The 18,250-nt window shown below is 60.2% G+C and carries 6 protein-coding genes; all 6 read left to right on the plus strand.

Annotated elements, in window-relative coordinates; translation table 11 throughout:
- Position 1: 1 nt before the first annotated feature.
- The 6 genes from ACWUI2_RS15520 (at position 2) to ACWUI2_RS15545 (ending at position 18,161) form a co-directional block, all read left to right on the plus strand.
- Entirely contained in the window at positions 2-2,755 is a 2,754-nt protein-coding gene (locus tag ACWUI2_RS15520) for an FAD-dependent oxidoreductase (RefSeq protein WP_486983764.1), read from the plus strand.
- A gap of 11 nt (positions 2,756-2,766) precedes the next feature.
- Entirely contained in the window at positions 2,767-4,299 is a 1,533-nt protein-coding gene (locus ACWUI2_RS15525) for a sulfatase (protein WP_486983765.1), read from the plus strand.
- Positions 4,300-5,077: 778 nt separating this feature from the next.
- Positions 5,078-8,422 carry an FAD-dependent oxidoreductase gene (locus ACWUI2_RS15530; protein ID WP_486983766.1) on the plus strand — a complete coding sequence of 1,115 codons (3,345 nt, stop codon included), beginning with the start codon at positions 5,078-5,080 and terminating at the stop codon, positions 8,420-8,422.
- Positions 8,423-8,825: 403 nt separating this feature from the next.
- Positions 8,826-11,828, plus strand: coding sequence for an FAD-dependent oxidoreductase (locus ACWUI2_RS15535; RefSeq protein WP_486983767.1), 3,003 nt, complete (start codon positions 8,826-8,828; stop codon positions 11,826-11,828).
- 198 nt (positions 11,829-12,026) lie between these two features.
- Complete coding sequence (locus ACWUI2_RS15540) at positions 12,027-15,338, plus strand: FAD-dependent oxidoreductase (RefSeq protein WP_486983768.1); 3,312 nt, start codon at positions 12,027-12,029, stop codon at positions 15,336-15,338.
- A gap of 39 nt (positions 15,339-15,377) precedes the next feature.
- A complete protein-coding gene (locus ACWUI2_RS15545) occupies positions 15,378-18,161 on the plus strand; it encodes an FAD-dependent oxidoreductase (protein WP_486983769.1) in 2,784 nt (927 codons plus the stop codon).
- Positions 18,162-18,250 lie beyond the last annotated feature (89 nt).

Below are 18,250 nucleotides of genomic sequence, written 5' to 3' on the forward strand. Positions count from 1 at the left end.
TATGATGAAACGGAGTAATGAGGGGTGGTGGCGATTGGTGGCTATGCTTGTCATTGCGTGGCCGCTTAGTGAAATCAGTGCGAGCGACACGCGCGTTCTTTACTCCATCGACTTCAACACGACGCCGCTGGGCGGGACTCCCGCGGACTGGCACGATTTCGGCGTGCTTCGATCGGCTCCGAATTGGAGCGTCGATGGACGAGGATTGTTGCGCACGGTATGGAAGGGCGAGCACGGCCTGATCGTTTATAAAGGGGATCTTGGAAACGGTGAGCCTGGCAGCGAGCTCGCCGACGGGACGATCACCGCGACCTTTCGGAAGACACCTTGTGCGGAGGTCTCGGTAGGGGTGGTCGGGCGGGTCGTCGATGCGCGGAACTATTATGCGGTTCGGTTTTCCGGCATGAATGAAATCGCGTTGATCAAAGTGGCCGATGGCGAGGAAGAGGTTCTGTCGGATTTTGTCACGATCCATCGCTACCAGGAAGGAGAAGAGTGGAGGATCTCTCTGACCTTGGACGGCGATCGTCTCACGGGCCGCGTGTGGGACGCGAATGGCATGGAGCAAGTCCGCGTGGACGGGTTGGACAAGGGCGGCTTTTCAGCCGGCGCCGCGGGGCTTCAGTGTACAAACTTCGCGGCGGTGGGAGGGCTCACGATCGAAGCCCTCCAGCCCTTCCGGGCCGAAGGTGTCCGGGAGAGGACGGGGCTGACGGACGTTCAGCCGGGATCGTCTGGCACCGTGCTCGAGCCGGCGATGGATATCGAGACATTGAATACGCCATTCGACCGGTTGGCGGACGCCTACGATATCATTATCGCGGGGGCGGGCACGGGCGGATGGGCGGCCGCGATTCAGGCATCGCGGCTGGGTGCGACGGTGCTATTGGTGGAACAGTCTGACTGGATCGGAGGCCAGATGGCGGCGGCGGCGGTGACCTCGATGGACGAGGAGGGGCTTTGGTGGAAATTCCCGGTTCGCGAACGGGGACTGTATCGTGAGTTCCACCAAAGTATGGTGAACTATTATTATACACTAAACAAAGACCCCTTTCGCGCTTATTACGCATGGCCCGAGCAGACGGAGGGCGGATACGAGCCAAAAGTGGTCCGCGGTGTTCTTTATGCCTTCATCGACCACGCTCGAAAAGCCGGCGGCACCCTTGACCTGGTCACCGGCACTCGTCTGACCGAAGTTTTCAAGCAGGGGGATCGAGTCACCGGAGTGGCGCTTGAGAAAGAGGGGACTCGAAGGACACCCGCCTGCAAAGTCCTGATCGAATCGACGGAGTATGGCGACATTCTCCCGATGGCGGGGGCGCGCTACCGCGTCGGAATTTCCACGAGCGATGCGATTGACCCCGATGGCCCGATACAGTGGCACACCTGGCTGGGAGTGATACGGGAGTATCCCGAGGGCTTGCCCGACGAATTACGCATCAAGAGCCCGCCGCCGGGATATGATCCTGCGTTATTGCAGCGATCGCAACTCTATGGCCGGCTCGTCTGGGGCGCTCCAGGCGTCGGTTATCTGGGCCCGCGAGTTTACCGGGTGTTGCTGGCCTGGCGGGGGATGGCCGACAGCGATAGCCCCATGACGGGGATGGCGAGCCAACGGCGCCATACGCAGGCGGGACTCAACGGCGGACGCCAGGATTACCCGGTCACCGTAGCGGGCATCGAAGTCATGGCTGTGCGCCGCGAGCAGCAACGGGAGGGGATTTACCGGACGTTTCACGAGATCTATTACCTGCAAAACGAACTTGGCCTCCCGTGGTCGGTTGCGGTGGACGAAGGCTATCTTACCCCGTATCAGGAGGAGCAAATGGCGGAGCTCGACCTTCGGCCGGACCTGCTTTCGATCGCTCTCCATCTGCCCCAATGGCCCTACGTGCGCGAGAGCCGGCGAGGGATTGGCGTCTATACCTTGCGCGCTTCCGATCTCGGCCGCTTCGAAAACGTGCGACACTTTTCAACCTCGGTGGCGATGGGCGATTATTTCCTGGATATCAACCATGGCGGGACAGGCCATATTCGGGAAGAGGACCTGGACCCGGAACCGGCGCCCCGGATCGGCGGCCCGTTTCAGGTGCCGTTTGAGGTCTTTATTCCGGAGACGATCGATGGCCTGGTGCTGGCGGAGAAGAACATTTCGCAGTCCCGGCTCGCGAGCGGCGCCACGCGGTTGCAGCCGATCACGATTCTCACCGGGCAGGCCGCGGGCGTGATTGCGGCGCTGGCAACCCGGGAAGATATCTCGCCGCGCGAGGTAAGTCCGATCGCCGTCCAGGCGGCATTGCTCAAGGCGGGCTCCAATCTGATCCAGCGCTGGTATGAGGATGTCCCCTGGGGAACGGAGCTCTGGCCGGCCACTCAGTTGCTCGCTTTGCACGGTGTGATGGATGAGCCTGGTCCCTATGTGAGGGAGGATGAGACGGAGATGGGGGCCGGCAATTTCTGGCGTCCGTCCGAACCTTTGGATGCCCGGACCTTTTCCCGCGCGATCCGGACGTTGGCAGAACGGGCGGGCAAAACCGTCCCGCGGGCCGCCACCTCATTGTCGCCAACGTGGGAGGATCTCGACGCGCCGCTTTCCGCGATTTCTCCACGCTGGAAGGACGGCTTATCGATTGGCTCGCCGGGCGAAGCGGTTACCCGTGGCGACTTCGCCCTCGTTGCCGCCCAGGTATTGCAGCAGACGGGGAGAACGATCCTGCTGAGTGACGCTAACCCGACATCCACTGAACTCCGATGACCCACACGATTATGAAACAGACGAAGGCACTTTTCATCGCCCTGGCCGCCTTGGGTCCGGCGCTCGCGGTCACGGCCGAGCGGCCGAACATCGTCCTTATCGTCGCCGACGATCTCGGCTGGGGCGACCTGAGTTGTTACCCGCAGGGCAAGGAGTGGGGTGAAGAGGCCTTTACGCCGACACCGAACATCGATGCTCTCGCAGCGAGCGGCGTGCGTTTCACCCAGGCCTATGCGACCGGCGCGGTCTGCTCGCCCTCGCGTGCGGGATTGTTGACCGGGCAACAGCAGGACCGGTTTGGCTTTTATGGTTTCGAGGATACGCTGGCTCCGATTCCGACGTCGCTCAAGTTGATGCCCGAGGCGTTGCGGGAAGCGGGATACCGGACGGGGATGATTGGCAAGTGGCACGTCAGCTCGGTCAACGGATCGCGGCCGCTGGACCGGGGCTTTGAGCGATACTTCGGCTTTCTCGGCGGGCAACACGACTATTACCAGCCGAACGTCGGTGAGACGATGCTTGGCGTGGGACGAGGAGCGGATGCTTATATCTACGATCAGGAGACACCCGTTTCGGAAATCCAATATTTGACTGACGAGCTCACCGAGCGGGCAATCGAGTTTATGGCTCAGCCGGACGAGAGGCCTTTCTTCCTCTACTTGCCCCACCTTACTCCGCATACGCCCTTGCAGGTGCCGTGGGAATTCCTGGAAAAATACGCGGAGCGCCGTCCGGACGGCGTCGCCACATCCCGTTGTATTGCCCAGGCCATGATTGAAAGCATGGACGCCAATGTCGGCAGGCTGATCGATTGGCTGGATCAGAATGGATTGAGGGAGAATACCCTGATTATCTTCACCAGCGACCACGGCGGGAGCGATGGTGGACCCGGCCGCGTGCTTCAGCACAACGGAGGCCTGAAAGGTCGCAAGGGTACCTATTATGAAGGCGGGGTGCGGGTCCCTCTTATTCTGAGCTGGCCGAATGAGCTGTCGGGGGGCGACGTTTATACCCGACCGGTCTCCCTTCTGGATTTGTATCCGACGTTTCTCTCTGCCGCGAACGGGAGTGATGTGGAAACTCAACCCCTCGATGGGGTGAATCTGATGCCGTATTTGCAGGGCGGGGAAACGGGAACTCCGCAAACCCGGTTGTTCTGGCATGGCGCGCACGCGGAGACCTGGGCCGTCCGTGATGGAGATTGGAAATTGATCCGGGAGGATGCCCATCCGCACACCCTGTCGGCGCGGTATCGAATACCGAGGGACGCACCGCGTGAATACAAGCTTCAGCTCTATAATGTCGAACTTGATCCCCACGAGACGAACGATCTCTTGGCAGCCGAACCGGCGGTTGCGGCGCGTCTCCAGGAAATCAGGGACGAATTCAAGGAACAGTTGCCCCCGCGCCTGGCCACTCCCGAGATTATCGAGGCATGGCGGGCGCTTCTTGAACGACGCGAGAAGGAAACACCGGAGTTGAATCAAGGCCGGTATTCCCCGGCCGGATCACCGGAGCATGGGAGAGGGAGAGGCGTTCGATGAGTGAATTGGACGCGATGTTCGGAAAAAATCCAAGGGGAAATCGGACGATTCGAGGATGCTCATTGCGACCTTCGCAGTGCCTCGCCTCGCATCTCTCGGATTAGTGAGTTTTGACGGGCTTTCGTGCTCGACGATTGTGCGCTGGGTGGCGCCGCAATTGAGCTGTGCGGGCAGCGGGAAAAGTACCGCTGCCTTGCGGGGCGGCCAAATCGAGAGGGTTGGCTTCCATCCGACCAAGCACGGCGGTCAAGCCGCTGCTGACGCCGATGCCGGGCGGCAGGATGCCACCCCTCCCAGTGCGGGGAATCATCCGCCATTCGCCGTAGTCGGGTTGGCTCCGCCGCCCGACAGCAGCGGCTGAGAACATCCGGAGTCAGGGGATGTCGTCCGTCGCCAATGGGGTCGGATAGGTTCCCCACATTGCGAACCTCCCGGAAAACGGGGCGGCGAAGCCAACCCCGCTACGTTAAACGGCTTCGTGCAGGCCAAATCAGAGGGTCTTCCAGCCGACCTCTTTCTGAACCTGACGCCGACGGCGGATGCCAGGATGCCATCCCTCCCATCGGCTTCTAAATCAACGTAATTCCCGTAGTCGGGTTGGCTCCGCTGCCCGACAGCAGCGGCCGGAGACGATGTTCGGAAAAAATCCCAGGGGAATTCGAACGATTCGAGAATGCTCCTCGTGATAGTCTTAGGACGATCAAGGAATGCTTCGCAGTGCCTCACCCCGTATCTTTCGAAGGAGTGAGTTGGACCCAATCGTTGAAAGGAGAATATCATGATTCAGGTTGGCAGACGTTCAGGGTGGTTCCGCCGGGGGTGGCGTTTTTTGCTGTTGTTTGCTCTTACCGGAGCCCCGGCCGTCGGCGAGGAGGTCGTCACTTTGCGATTTGAGGGATTGAGTCCCGATACGGTTCCGGAAGGATGGCGACCCAGGGGGAGTGGACCCGAGATGGCTGTCTGGACGGTCGACGGAGGCACGGGCGGCACCGGGACGATCGGTCTTGACGTTGACCGGCATGATGCCGCGGCCATGTGGACCTCGTCCCGGATCCCTCTGCCGGAGCCTGAAGTTGCTGTCGACAGGCGAGCCTTGAAGGTCCATGTGAATCTCCGCTACAACGTGGACCATAGAAGAATGCGCCTGCGGCTGCGGAGTTTTTCCGAGGCCGGACAATCACTTGAAGCGAGGCAGATCGCCTTCTATCATGGAGAAACTGACGGATGGAATGAGGGACGGTTCGTCGAGCAGTCGTATCTCGTCACCGTTCCGGGAGAGACCCGATCGTTGGAGCTGGGAATTTCGTCGGGCGGGGAGGAAGGCTCGGGTAAACTTTACATCGACGAGATCCGCATTGCTCTCGCTTCGACTGACACGATGGTGGTCGCCCCCGCCCAGTTGCATGGCCGGGTTGAGGCGAGTCGTGCGGCTGTCTCCTATCGGGCGGATGAGGTGCCGCGTCCGGGAACACTGCTGATCGAGGATGATTTCAGCGGCTCTGAATTCGGAACGATTCCGCCCGGTTGGAACGATCTGACTTATCAGCGGCCCTCCCGGAACTGGGCGTTGGATGCGCAAGGATTTTTACGCCCGATCGTCAAGAACCTGCACGGGCTTATTGCCTACGAAGGGAACCTGACTTCCGGTGAGAACGCCTGGGAGCTTCGTAATTATGTGGTCCGGTCCGCGTTCAAGGCGACCGGTGATGCCGACGTTTTCTTTGGCATCGCCGGCCGCATTCAGGATAAGAACAATTTTTACTCCGTGCGTCTGGCCGGCGCTGACCGGGTTCGGATTCTCAAGGTGTTGGACGGCGAGGAGAAGCTGCTCGGTGAACTGGTCCTTCCGCGGCGGTATCCAGATTTGGCCGACTGGGAACTCGAGGCCTCTTTTTACGAGGACCTCATCACCGGAATCGTGCGCGATGATCAGGGCCGAATCATGGCCCGGGCAGATGCTCGTGACGGAGAGTTTCGCCAAGGCGCCTTTGGCTTCAACAACAGCGACTTCGCGGGAGCGAAAGACGTTCGTGCCTTCGCACAGGCGGACGTGGCGCAGGTTCAGTCCGTTTCAGCGGCGTTGGGAAAGAATGAATACAGCCAACAGGTCTACCGCGGGCACCAGTTGGTCCAGCCGATTCTCGACCACCAGGAACTGCTGACACCGTTTGAGTCGTTGCAGGACGATTATGATATCATTGTCGCCGGCGGCGGCACGGGAGGATGGGGAGCGGCCATCCAGGCTGCCCGCATGGGGAAGCGGGTTCTGTTGCTGGAGGAGACCGACTGGCTCGGGGGGCAGATGGGGGCCGCCGGCACGACCTCGATGGACGATGCGGGAGCCCAGGTCCGTGAGCGAGGACTCTACCGGGAGTTTCACGAAAGCATGGTGACCTATTATTACGGCCTGCATAAGGGGCCGTTTATGTCGTATTACTATGGTAACTCCGCGCAGAACCAGACGGAAGGCGGATATGAACCCGCGGTGATCCAGGGGGTGCTTTACGGGTACATTCAGCAGGTCCGTGAAAACGGGGGGCAGTTGGATGTTTGCGTCCGCTCAAAGGTGATCGAGGTGCATCAGCAGGACTCGAAAGTGACCGGGGTAACCGTGGAACGCTGGAACCCGGATGGAAAACCCCAGCGTCGCCTCAGTTGTCAGGTCCTGGTCGACGCCACGGAATACGGCGACGTGATACCGTTGACGGGAGCGCCCTACCGGGTGGGCAACACTCGCAGTGACGATCTGGACCCGGACGGTGCGGTTCAGTCCTACTCGTTTAATATCATCCTGCGCGAGTATCCGGATGGCATACCCGAGCATCTGCGGATGACGGTTCCACCGCCCACCTATGAAAGGGAGCGTTTGCGGTTCGCGCGCGGCCAGATCCATGGGGATTGGCATTTACACAGGAACGAGCGCAATTTCAGGATTCTGAAGGCCTGGCGAGGCGAGGCCGATTCGCACAGCTCATTGATCGGCCGGATGAGCGAACAGCGCCACACGGTCGCGAGCACGAACTGGGGAAACAATTACCACGTATCAGCGGCGACGATTGAATTTCCCGAGCAACGGCACGAAGACGATCGCACCGGGGTGTATCGCATGTTGTCGTTGGTTTATTACCTTCAAAATGAGCTGGGACTGCCGTGGGCGGCGGCGGTCGAGCAGGGCTTTGATACCCCCTACAATGAGTTGATGATGAGAGAAAGGGGTATCAGCGAAGAGATCATGCCGTATGCCCGTTGGATGTGCCAGATTCCCTATGTCCGGGAAAGCCGGCGCATTATCGGAATTGAGACGCTGGTGGCGAATGATCTGACCCGTTGGGATGAGGCCAAGCACATGCCGACCTCCGTTGCGATGGGGGATTATTTCATGGATCTCCACGGAACCTACGATGCGGTGGAGCCCGATTTGGATGGTTCCTCGCATCCGACCGGCAATGGCCCATTCCAAGTGCCTTTTGGGGTGTTTATACCGCTCGAACTTGATGGTTTCCTGCCGGCTGAGAAAAATTTTTCCCAGTCCAGACTGGTCAACGGCGCCACCCGATTGCAGCCGATCACGATCTTGACAGGACAGACGGTGGGAGTGATGGCGGCACTTGCCGTCGAGCAGGGGGTGCAGCCGCGGCAATTAAACCCGCTAGCCGTCCAACTCGCGGTGTTGGAAGCGGGATCTACCTTGATTCAGCGCTGGCACAGTGACGTGGAGTGGGGGACCGAACGCTGGCGGGCGGTTCAACTCGCCGCGCTCTATGAAATCCTGGACCGCCCGGGAAATCTTGCTGGACCGAGGCGGATGCATTTTCAAACGCCGGATGCCTGGGGGAGCAGTGAGCCTCTCAGCCGTGAAGAGGGTCAGAGGGCGTTGCGCCGTTTCGCGTCGCTTTTAGGTATCGAAAAATCGGACAACGGGGCGGAGAGGAGTGGGCGGTCCGCGCTATCGTGGGAGGACGTCACTCAAATGGCCGACGCCATTTCCCCGGCGCTCGGCGAGCGATTCCGGACGGTGGATCTCGATCGTTCAGGAGAACTGACCCAGAGTGATTTCGCCATCTGGGCTTTGCGGATTGCCGAGCAGGAAAATGGATACACTTCCAACCTGGTCGCGCATTGATCCGCCGGAAGCAACATCCAACCCTATCCAAGAAGAGGAGAAATTTAACATGAAGCAGCTGGTCAAAATTTCAGCGTGGAGTCATCGGTGGTGGTGGGCGGCTTTCTTTTTTGTTGTTTCGGCGTCGACGGCTGCCGCGGATGCTGACAGTGCAGGTATCGTGTTGAGATTTGAAGGGTTGCGACCGGATACTGCCCCGGCCGGATGGAGCCAAAGCGGTTCCGGGCCGGAGATGGCTGTCTGGACGGTGGACGGCGGTACGGATGGGAGCGGGACGCTCGGCATTGTCGACGACCGGAACGACGCGTTGGCCTCCTGGCTCTCGAGACCTATCCCTTTGCCAATGGATGAAAGCCACTCGGGCCGGCGCGCTTTCGATGTCAGGGTGAATTCCCGCCACCGCATGAGTGAGGGGAAAATGCGCCTCTTTATCCGGTGTCTTCCCGAAAGCGGGCGGCCATTGGAATCGAATAACATCGTGACTTTTGACGGAGCCAGCGATGGCTGGAATCAGCAACGCTTTACTCAGGAGTCGTATCTCATCACCGTTCCGGAAGGAACGCGATTTGTGCAAGTGGGGATCATCTCGGGAGGCGGGTCGCATCCGACCGGGGAGCTTTATATTGATGAGATCAGCATCGTTCCGGCCAGGCCAGGCACATTGATCGCCGCACCGGCCCAGTTGCATGGCCTGGTGGACCCGGGCCGTGTCGATGTTCGCTATAATGCAGCCGAGGTACCGCATATCGGAACGCTCCTGATCCAGGACGACTTTAGCGGCTCTGAATTCGGAAACATTCCCGACGGATGGAACGATCTCAATTATCAGCGTCCCTCCCGGAATTGGGCGATTGATTCGGGCGGATATTTGCGCCCGATCGTCAAGAATCTGCAAGGGCTTTTGGCATATGAGGGACACTTCACTTCCGGCGAAGAGCCCTCTGAGCTCCGCAATTATGTCGTTCGATCCACCTTCAAGACGACGGGCGATTCCGATGTTTTCTTTGGCATCGCCGGCCGTATTCGAGATAAGGATAATTTCTACGCCGTTCGGTTGGTCGGGAATGAGCGAGTCCGTGTTCTCAAGGTGGTGAACGGGGAGGAGAAGCTTCTCAGCGAACTGGTCTTCCTGCGGCGGTATCCGGACCTGGCCCGTTGGGAGCTCGAGGCTTCTTTTTACGATGATCTCATTACCGGGATTGTCCGCGATGAGCAGGGACGGATCATGGCGCGGGCCGATGGCCGGGACGGGGAATTTCGCGCGGGCGCGTTCGGTTTCAACTGCAGCGAGTTCGCGTCCGCGGCGGACATTCGTGGCTATGCGCAGACATCGGTGACGGAAGTTCAGTCGGTATCGGAGGCCCTCGGGAAAAATGAGCGCTCGCAACAGGTCTACCGCGACCACAGGCTGGTCGAGCCGATTCTCGATCACCACGATCTGTTGACACCGTTCGAGTCATTGCGCGACGACTACGACATTATTGTGGCGGGCGGTGGCAGTGGAGGCTGGGCCGCGGCCATCCAGGCGGCACGCATGGGGAGCCGGGTTCTGATGCTGGAGGAAACCGACTGGCTTGGCGGCCAGATGGGGGCCGCCGGGACTACCTCAATGGACGACGCGGGATCGCAGGTGAGGGAACGCGGGCTTTACCGGGAGTTTCACGAAAGCATGGTGACCTATTATTACGGCTTGGATAAGAGCCCGTTCCAGTCCTACTACTTCGGGAATTCCGCGCAGAATCAGACGGAAGGTGGATATGAGCCGGCAATCGTCCAAGGCGTGCTGTACGGTTATATTCAGCAGGTTCGCGAGGATGGAGGAAACCTGGACGTTGCCGTTCGCTCAAAGGTGACTGAGGTGCATCAGCGGGATTCGGCAGTGGCCGGAGTAACGGTGGAACGCTGGAATCCGGATGGAAAACTGAATCGTCAATTCAGTTGTCACGTTTTGGTGGACGCCACGGAGTATGGGGACGTGATGCCGCTGACGGGGGCTCCCTACCGGATCGGAACCACTCGCAGTGACGATCTGGACATGGACGGCGCGATCTCGGCCTACGCGTTCAACATTATCATGCGCGAGTATCCGGATGGGGTTCCCGAGGAGCTTCGGATGACGGTTCCTCCGCCCACGTATGAGCGGGATCGCGGGCGATTTTCGCGCGGGCAGATTCATGGGGACTGGCATATGCACGACGGCGAGCGCAACTTTAGAATCCTGATGGCCTGGCGAGGCGAGGCCGATTCCCACAGCGCAATCATTGGCCGGTTAAGCGAGCAGCGCCATACGGTCGTGAGCACGAACTGGGGGAACGATTTCCACCCATCGGTGGCGACGATCGAAACGATCGAGCGGCGCCATGAGGACGAGCGCGCGGGCGTCTATCGAATGTTGTCGCTCATTTACTACCTGCAGAATGAACTCGGTTTACCATGGTCGGCGGCAGTCGAGCAAGGATTCGATACGCCCTACAATGAGTTGATGATGAGAGAACGAGGCATCAGTGAGGAAATGATGCCGTATGCCCGCTGGATGTGCCAAATCCCCTACGTTCGCGAGAGCCGGCGCATCATTGGAATTGAGACCCTGGTCGCCAACGACCTGACCCGGTGGGAGGAGGCCAAACACATGCCGACTTCCGTGGCGATGGGCGATTATTTTGTCGACCTTCGGGGAACCCTCGATGCGATTGAGCGGGACCTGGACGGAGCGACCTGGCCAAGGGGCACCGGTCCCTTCCAGGTGCCCTTCGAGGTGTTTATCCCGCTCGAGTTGGATGGATTTTTGCCCGCGGAAAAGAATATTTCGCAATCCCGGTTGGTCAGTGGCGCCACGCGGTTGCAGCCGAGCACCATTTTGACCGGTCAGGCGGCCGGCGTGATCGCGGCGCTGGCCGCGCGGCATGGAATTCAGCCGAGAGAGTTGAGCCCGATGGCGGTGCAGATTGCGCTCCTGGAGGCGGGATCCACCTTGATTCAACGCTGGCACAGCGACGTCGAGTGGGGGACCGAGCTCTGGCGGGCGGTTCAACTCGCCGCGCTCTATGAGATGATGGACCGTCCGGGGAGACTTGCCGGACCTCGGCGGATGGAGTTTCAAACCCCGGATGCCTGGGGGACGGATGAACTCCTGTCCGGGGCTGAGGGAATGGCTGCCCTCCGCACCCTCGCGGTGCTGTTGCGTCTCGAAGCCAACCGTAATGAACCCGATGGCAGCGGGAAACCCGCGCTTTCGGGAAGGGATGTCATTCAGATGGCCAGGGCAATTTCGCCCGAGCTCGCCAGACGGCTCCGGACTTTTCGCCCCGAGGGAACAAACGAACTGACCCGGGGCGATCTCGTCGTCTGGGCCTTGCGGGTCGCCGAGGAAGAGTTTGGCTCGGTGACCGGTTTAGTCGCGCGCTGATCAGCGGGGGTACTATGTTCGGAAAAAATCCAAGGGGAAATCGAACGATTCGAGGACGCTCAATGTGATAGTCTTAGGACGATCAAGGAATGCTTAACAGTGCCTCACCCCGTATCTTTCGGAGGAGTGAGTTGGACCCTATCGTTGAAAGGATAAAATATGATGCAGGTTAGCAGACGTTCATGGTGTTTTCGCCGGGTGTGGTGTGTTTTACTGTTGTTCGCTCTCTCCGGAACGGCGGCGATCGCCGAGGAGTTCCTCACCGTGCGGTTCGATGGATTGGATCCCGATAGGATTCCGGACGGGTGGCGAACCGGCGGGACGGGACCGGAGATGGCGGTCTGGAAGGTCGATGGCGGGACGGACGGCACGGGGATCATCGGTTTTGACGTCGAGCGGCATGATGCTTCGGCATCCTGGACCTCTCCCCGTTGGCCGTTGCCGGAGGCGGATGTCGGGCCCGACGAAAGGCGGGCGTTAACGATCAACGTAAACATGCGCTACCATGTCGATCACCGGAGAATGCGGCTCCGCCTCACCAGTCATTCCGAAGCCGGGCGACAGCTGGAAGCAAGGCAGATCGCCTTTTATCATGGAGAGACCGAAGGATGGAACGAGGGACGGTTCGTCGAGGAGTCGTATATGGTTACCGTTCCGGGGGAGACTCGATTTCTGCAACTGCAGTTTTCCTCGGGCGGGGAGGAAGCATCGGGTGAATTGTACATCGACAGCATCCGCCTGGAACTTGCCCCGATGGATACGATGGTGACCGCTCCGGCCCAATTGCACGGGCTCGTGGAGGCGAGCCGCGTGGGCGTCTCTTATCGGGCCGATGAGGTCCCGCATCAGGGAAATCTTTTGTTCGAGGATGATTTCAGCCGCACCGAGTTCGGGACGATTCCCCCCGGTTGGAGGGATCTGACCCATCATCGTCCCTCCCGTAACTGGGCGGTCGATTCGAGCGGTTACCTGCGCCCGATCGTGAAACACATGCAGGGAGTGCTGGCATATGAAGGAAACCTGACAACCGCCGGCGAACCGCGGCGCCTGAGGGATTACACGGTTCGGTCCACCTTCAAAACCACGGGCGATTCCGATGTGTTTTTTGGCATCGCCGGGCGTATCCAGGATGCGAAGAATTTTTACAGTGTGCGGGTGGAGGGGAACGACATGCTGCGCATTTTCAAAGTGGTGGACGGAGAAGAAAAACATCTCGGTGAACTGGTCCTGTTGCGGGGATATCCGGCCCAGACCGCCTGGGAGCTGGAGGCCTCCTTCTACGAAGACCTTATCACTGGAATCGTCCGTGACGAAAACGGAAGGATCATGGCACGGGCGGACGCCCGGGACGGCGAGTTCCGCCGAGGCACCTTCGGTTTCCACAACAGCGAATTCGCGGCGGTGGCGAATGTGCGCGGTTACGCGCAAGGCGAGGTGGAGGAAGTCCGGTCGGTCGCGGAGGCCCGGGACCAAAACAAGCCGCTTCACGAAGTCTACCGGGGGCATCCGCGAGTTCAGCCGATCATGGACCATGAGGACCTGTTGACTCCGTTTGAGTCATTGGACGACGACTACGACATCATCGTCGCCGGTGGAGGCACGGGCGGTTGGGGGGCGGCCATGCAGGCGGCCCGCTCGGGGAAACGGGTTCTGATGATCGAAGAAACTGATTGGCTGGCCGGCCAGATGGGAGCGGCCGCGACCACCTCGATGGACGATGCCGGATCGCAAGTTCGCGAGCGGGGGCTCTACCGCGAGTTTCATGAGAGCATGGTGACCTATTATTACGGGTTGGATAAGAGTCCCTTCATGTCGTATTACTACGGCAATTCCGCGCAGTATCAGATGGAAGGAGGCTATGAGCCGTCGGTCATCCAGGGAGTTTTTTACGCCTACATTCAGCAAGTTCGTGATAATGGAGGGACGCTGGATGTTTGTACCCGCACAAGTGTGACAGAAGTGCACCAGGAAAACTCCCGGGTGACTGGGGTGACGGTGGAGCGGTGGAACCCGGATGGACGACCGGAGCGGCAAATCAGTTGCCGGATTCTGATCGACGCGACGGAATACGGGGACGTGATCCCGCTGACCGGCGCGCCGTACCGGGTTGGAAACAGCCGCAGCGACGATCTGGATCTGAACGGCGCGGTTCAATCCTACGCGTTCAACATCATGATGCGCGAGTATCCGGACGGTATTCCCGATGATCTCCGCATGACGGTTCCTCCGCCCACTTATGAGCGGGAGCGGGGCAGATTCACCCGTGGGCAGATCCATGGGGACTGGGTGATGCATAATGGCGAGCGCAACTACCGGATTCTGATCGCGTGGCGCGGCCAGGCTGACACCCACAGTGATTTGATCGGCCGGCGAAGCGAGCAACGTCATACGGTCGCGAGCACGAACTGGGCCAACAACTTCCACACCTCGGTGGCGACGATCGAGTCTCCGGAGCAACGCCATGAAGACGAGCGCATCGCGGTGTATCGCATGTTGTCGCTGATTTATTTCCTGCAAAACGAATTGGGGCTGCCGTGGTCGGTGGCCATCGAGCAAGGCTTCGATACTCCCTACAATGAGTTGAAGATGAGAGAACGCGGCATCAGTGAGGAAATCATGCCGTATGCCCTCTGGATGTGTCAGATCCCTTACGTCCGGGAAAGCCGGCGTATCATTGGAGTGGAGACACTGGTAGCCAATGATTTGACCCGCTGGGACGAAGCCAAACATATGCCGACCTCGGTGGCGATGGGGGATTATTTCGTCGATCTCCACGGAACCCACGATGCGGTCGAACGGGATTTGGACGGAACCACCTGGCCGCGGGGAACCGGCCCATTCCAGGTTCCATTTGAAGCTCTCATCCCGCTTGAATTGGACGGGTTTTTGCCGGCGGAAAAGAATTTCTCGCAATCCCGGCTGGTCAATGGGGCCACCCGTCTGCAACCGAGCACGATGTTGATCGGGCAGGCGGTTGGCGCGATCGCGGCGTTGGCCGTCGAGCAAGGGGTCCAGCCGAGAGAATTGAATCCGATTGAGGTTCAGGTGGCGTTGTTGGATGCGGGATCAACCCTGATTCAGCGCTGGCATAGCGACGTCGAGTGGGGCGGTGATTTGTGGAAGGCGGTTCAACTCGCCTCGCTTCACGGGATTTTGGATCGCCCGGGAATCATTACCGGACCTCTCCGGATGGGATTCGGAACACCCAACGCCTGGGGAACCGGTGAGCCGGTGACGCCCGAGGGCGCTGCCATCGCGCTCGGCAGGCTGGCCACGGTCCTCGGACTCGAAGTCGCCGGTGAGGCCCCGGAAAACCGGAGGGGCGGATCTTCGGTCTCATCCGCGGAGATTGTCGAGATCGCCGACGCGATTTCGCCGGGTCTTGGCCAACGGTTCCAGGCGGTTCAATCTCACAATGGCGGCGATCTGACCCGAAGCGATTTCGCGATTTCGATCCTGCGGGTAGCCCAGGATGCGGGAAGGCCGGTGGCCGGTTTGACCGCGCGATGAGGAACAGTCGTAACCACGTTTCGAAAGAAAGATTCCCTCATGTCAAAGTATCTGTCCAAGGCGACCGCGATCATTCTCGTGACTTTCGGTTTCGCTTCTTCTCCTGATTTGACCGCTATGTCCTACGAAGAAAAATTCGCTGAAACGGAGTATGGTCAGACTCCCGCCAACTGGCGCGATGCATTTCAATCCCGTCCGACCCGGGCCTGGGCGGTGGACGCGAACGGGGGCCTCCGGCAGTTGCTGAAGCAGCAATTCGGGCCTTACCCGGACGACCGGTCGGGGCTGTTGTTGCTCACCGGCGATGACGGTGGAGCTTCCGAGGGCTTTCACGCGATCACGGACGGGGAGATCTCGGCGCGGTTCAGGAAGACCGAGGACGAGCCGGTTTTTTTTGGGATCGCGGCGCGCGCGCTCGATTCGGAAAATTATTATCTGGCCCGTTTTCGCGGGGCGGATCGCCTGGAACTGTTAAAATCGAAAGAAGGCGAGTTGGTTGCCATCGATTTCGTGAATCCGATCGCCGAGACCCACATGCTTTCGATCTCGGGGACGCGGATGCCGGGAACGACGACGCTGAATCGCTATCGCGAAGGCGAGGAATGGACGCTCGCCTTGACCCTGGAAGGCGAGTTTCTCACGGCGCGGGTTTACGATGAGCGGGGAGTCGAACAGGCGCGGACCAAGGCGAGGGATGCCGACTTTGCGCACGGATATGTGGGACTGTGCTCGACCCGGTTTGCGGCGGCCTCGGACATCAAAGTCGAGGCGAAGGTGAAGAAGGACGTGCCGGTGACCGCGGGATTCGCGACGGCGTTCGTTCCGCCGGTTCATCCGGTGGTGAAACCATATTGGAACACGGCGGAAATGGATACGGCGCGGGCGGACCTGGCGGATGATTACGACGTGATCGTGGCGGGAGGCGGCACCGGGGGATTCGGGGCGGCGATCCAGGCGGCGCGGATGGGTATGCGGGTCTTGATTTTGGAGGAGACCGATTGGCTGGGCGGTCAGATGGCCGCGGGGGTGACGACGATGGACGAAGCCTCCGGGTGGTGGAAATACTCGGTGCGCGAACGCGGTATTTACCGGGAATTCAACGAGAGCATGTTGATCCATTACCTGTCGTTGGACAAAGACCCGATGCTGGCGTATTTCACCTACCCGCATCAAACGGAAGGAGGTTACGAACCACGGGTGGTCCGGGCGGTCCTTTATGGGTTCATTCATCGCGAACGTGAAAACGGGGCGGTCATCGATATCAGCCTCCGCTCCCGGATCACGGCGGTGGAGAAAGCGGGAGAGACCGTTCGCGGCGTCGAGGTCGAATTTCTCGACGAAGACGGACTCTCGTCGCGCTCGATCGGTTGTTCCATTCTCGTCGAGGCGACGGAGTATGGCGATGTGATCCCGTTGACGGGAGCCCGTTACCGGAGCGGCAATCGGATCAGCCCCGACCTCGACCTCGCCGCCCCGGTGCAGGACCATACCTGGCTGGCGATTGTGCGGGAGTATCCGGAAGGGATACCCCCGCATCTGCAGATGAAGGAGCCGCCGCCGGGTTATGATCGGATCAAGCGACGCTTCTCGGCGTATTCAACCTATGGACACCTAATTTGGGGGCCGGAAGGAAGAGGAATGAGAAGGCCGTCCCATTGGCGGAGGTATTTCGCCTGGCGGGGATTGGTCGATTCCGCGAGCCCGCTGACGGGGACGCGGAGCACGGACCGCCACACCCGGTCGGGATTCAACGGCGGTAATGATTATCCTGTGACAGCCGCCACGCTGGAGGATCCGGCGCAACGGTTGCTCGACGAACGCGAAGGGATCTACCGCTCGCTGGCGATTCTCTATTATTTCCAGCAGGAGCTCGGCATACCGTGGTCCGTGGCGGAGGACGAAGGGTATGACACGTTTTACAACCGGGTAAAGATGGAACGCCTCGATTTGCGGCCCGATCTCCTGGAACTGGCCGTGCATTTGCCCCAGCAACCGTATGTGCGGGAAAGCCGGCGCATCGTCGGGGTGGGGGTGGTAAGTGGGGACGACCTCTCGGAACGGGACGAAAAAGCGACCCTGTTTCCGACATCGGTGGCGATGGGGGATTATGGAATGGACCTGGACCACGGGGATACGGCCGGAGCGTATGAGAAGGACCTCGATAGCGGGCCGCTCTCTCCGCATAGCGGTCCGTTCATGGTGCCGTTTGAGGCGTTCATTCCGGAGTCGGTTGATGGATTCGTGGCGGCGGAGAAGAACATTTCGCAGTCGCGGCGGGCCAGTGGAGCGACCCGGATGCAGCCGAGCACGATGTTGACCGGTCAGGCGGCGGGAGCGATTGCGGCGCTCGCCGTCCGGCAGGGGGTTCAGCCCCGGGATTTGAACCCGCGGGAAGTGCAATCGGTGTTGCTCGACGCGGGCAGCACCCTGGTTCCCCGTTGGCATGTCGACGTGCCGTTCCGCAGTGAAGTTTGGAAGGCGACCCAATTGTTGTCGCTCTATGAAGTCATGGATCGGCCCGGATTCCTGACCAAGGATATGCGCCCGCTCGGGGTGGATCATCCGTGGGGAGTCGATGAGCCCCTGAGTGCGGACGAATTCCATGCGGCCTGCGCCCGGTTGGCGGAATTGGCCGGGCGGAGCGGCGTCGGACGGCAGGGGCGGGGCGACCGTGTGTCGCGGGAGAATGTCCGGGCGGCGCTGGAGGCGATCGATTCGAATTGGGGCGGAGTGGTGGCTGCGGTGGAGTTCAAAAATCCGGACCAGGTGACTGCCGGAGAATTCGCCCGGGTGGCGGCCGGTTGTTTGCTGGCGGGGAGGTGACCGATGGAGCGGTAGACCGGGGTTTCGTCATCGTGCATCACACGATCCTGGGAGTTCTAAAGCCGGCCTTCCTGGCCAATTTCGATTGG

This window comes from Verruconatronum alginivorum (assembly GCF_056590205.1).

Excerpts from the sequence above, each read along its gene's own strand:
- ACWUI2_RS15530 (WP_486983766.1), top strand. The coding sequence starts at position 5,078 with ATGATTCAGGTTGGCAGACGTTCAGGGTGGTTCCGCCGGGGGTGGCGT.
- ACWUI2_RS15520 (WP_486983764.1), top strand. The coding sequence starts at position 2 with ATGATGAAACGGAGTAATGAGGGGTGGTGGCGATTGGTGGCTATGCTT.
- ACWUI2_RS15535 (WP_486983767.1), top strand. The coding sequence starts at position 8,826 with ATGAGTGAGGGGAAAATGCGCCTCTTTATCCGGTGTCTTCCCGAAAGC.
- ACWUI2_RS15545 (WP_486983769.1), top strand. The coding sequence starts at position 15,378 with ATGTCAAAGTATCTGTCCAAGGCGACCGCGATCATTCTCGTGACTTTC.
- ACWUI2_RS15525 (WP_486983765.1), top strand. The coding sequence starts at position 2,767 with ATGAAACAGACGAAGGCACTTTTCATCGCCCTGGCCGCCTTGGGTCCG.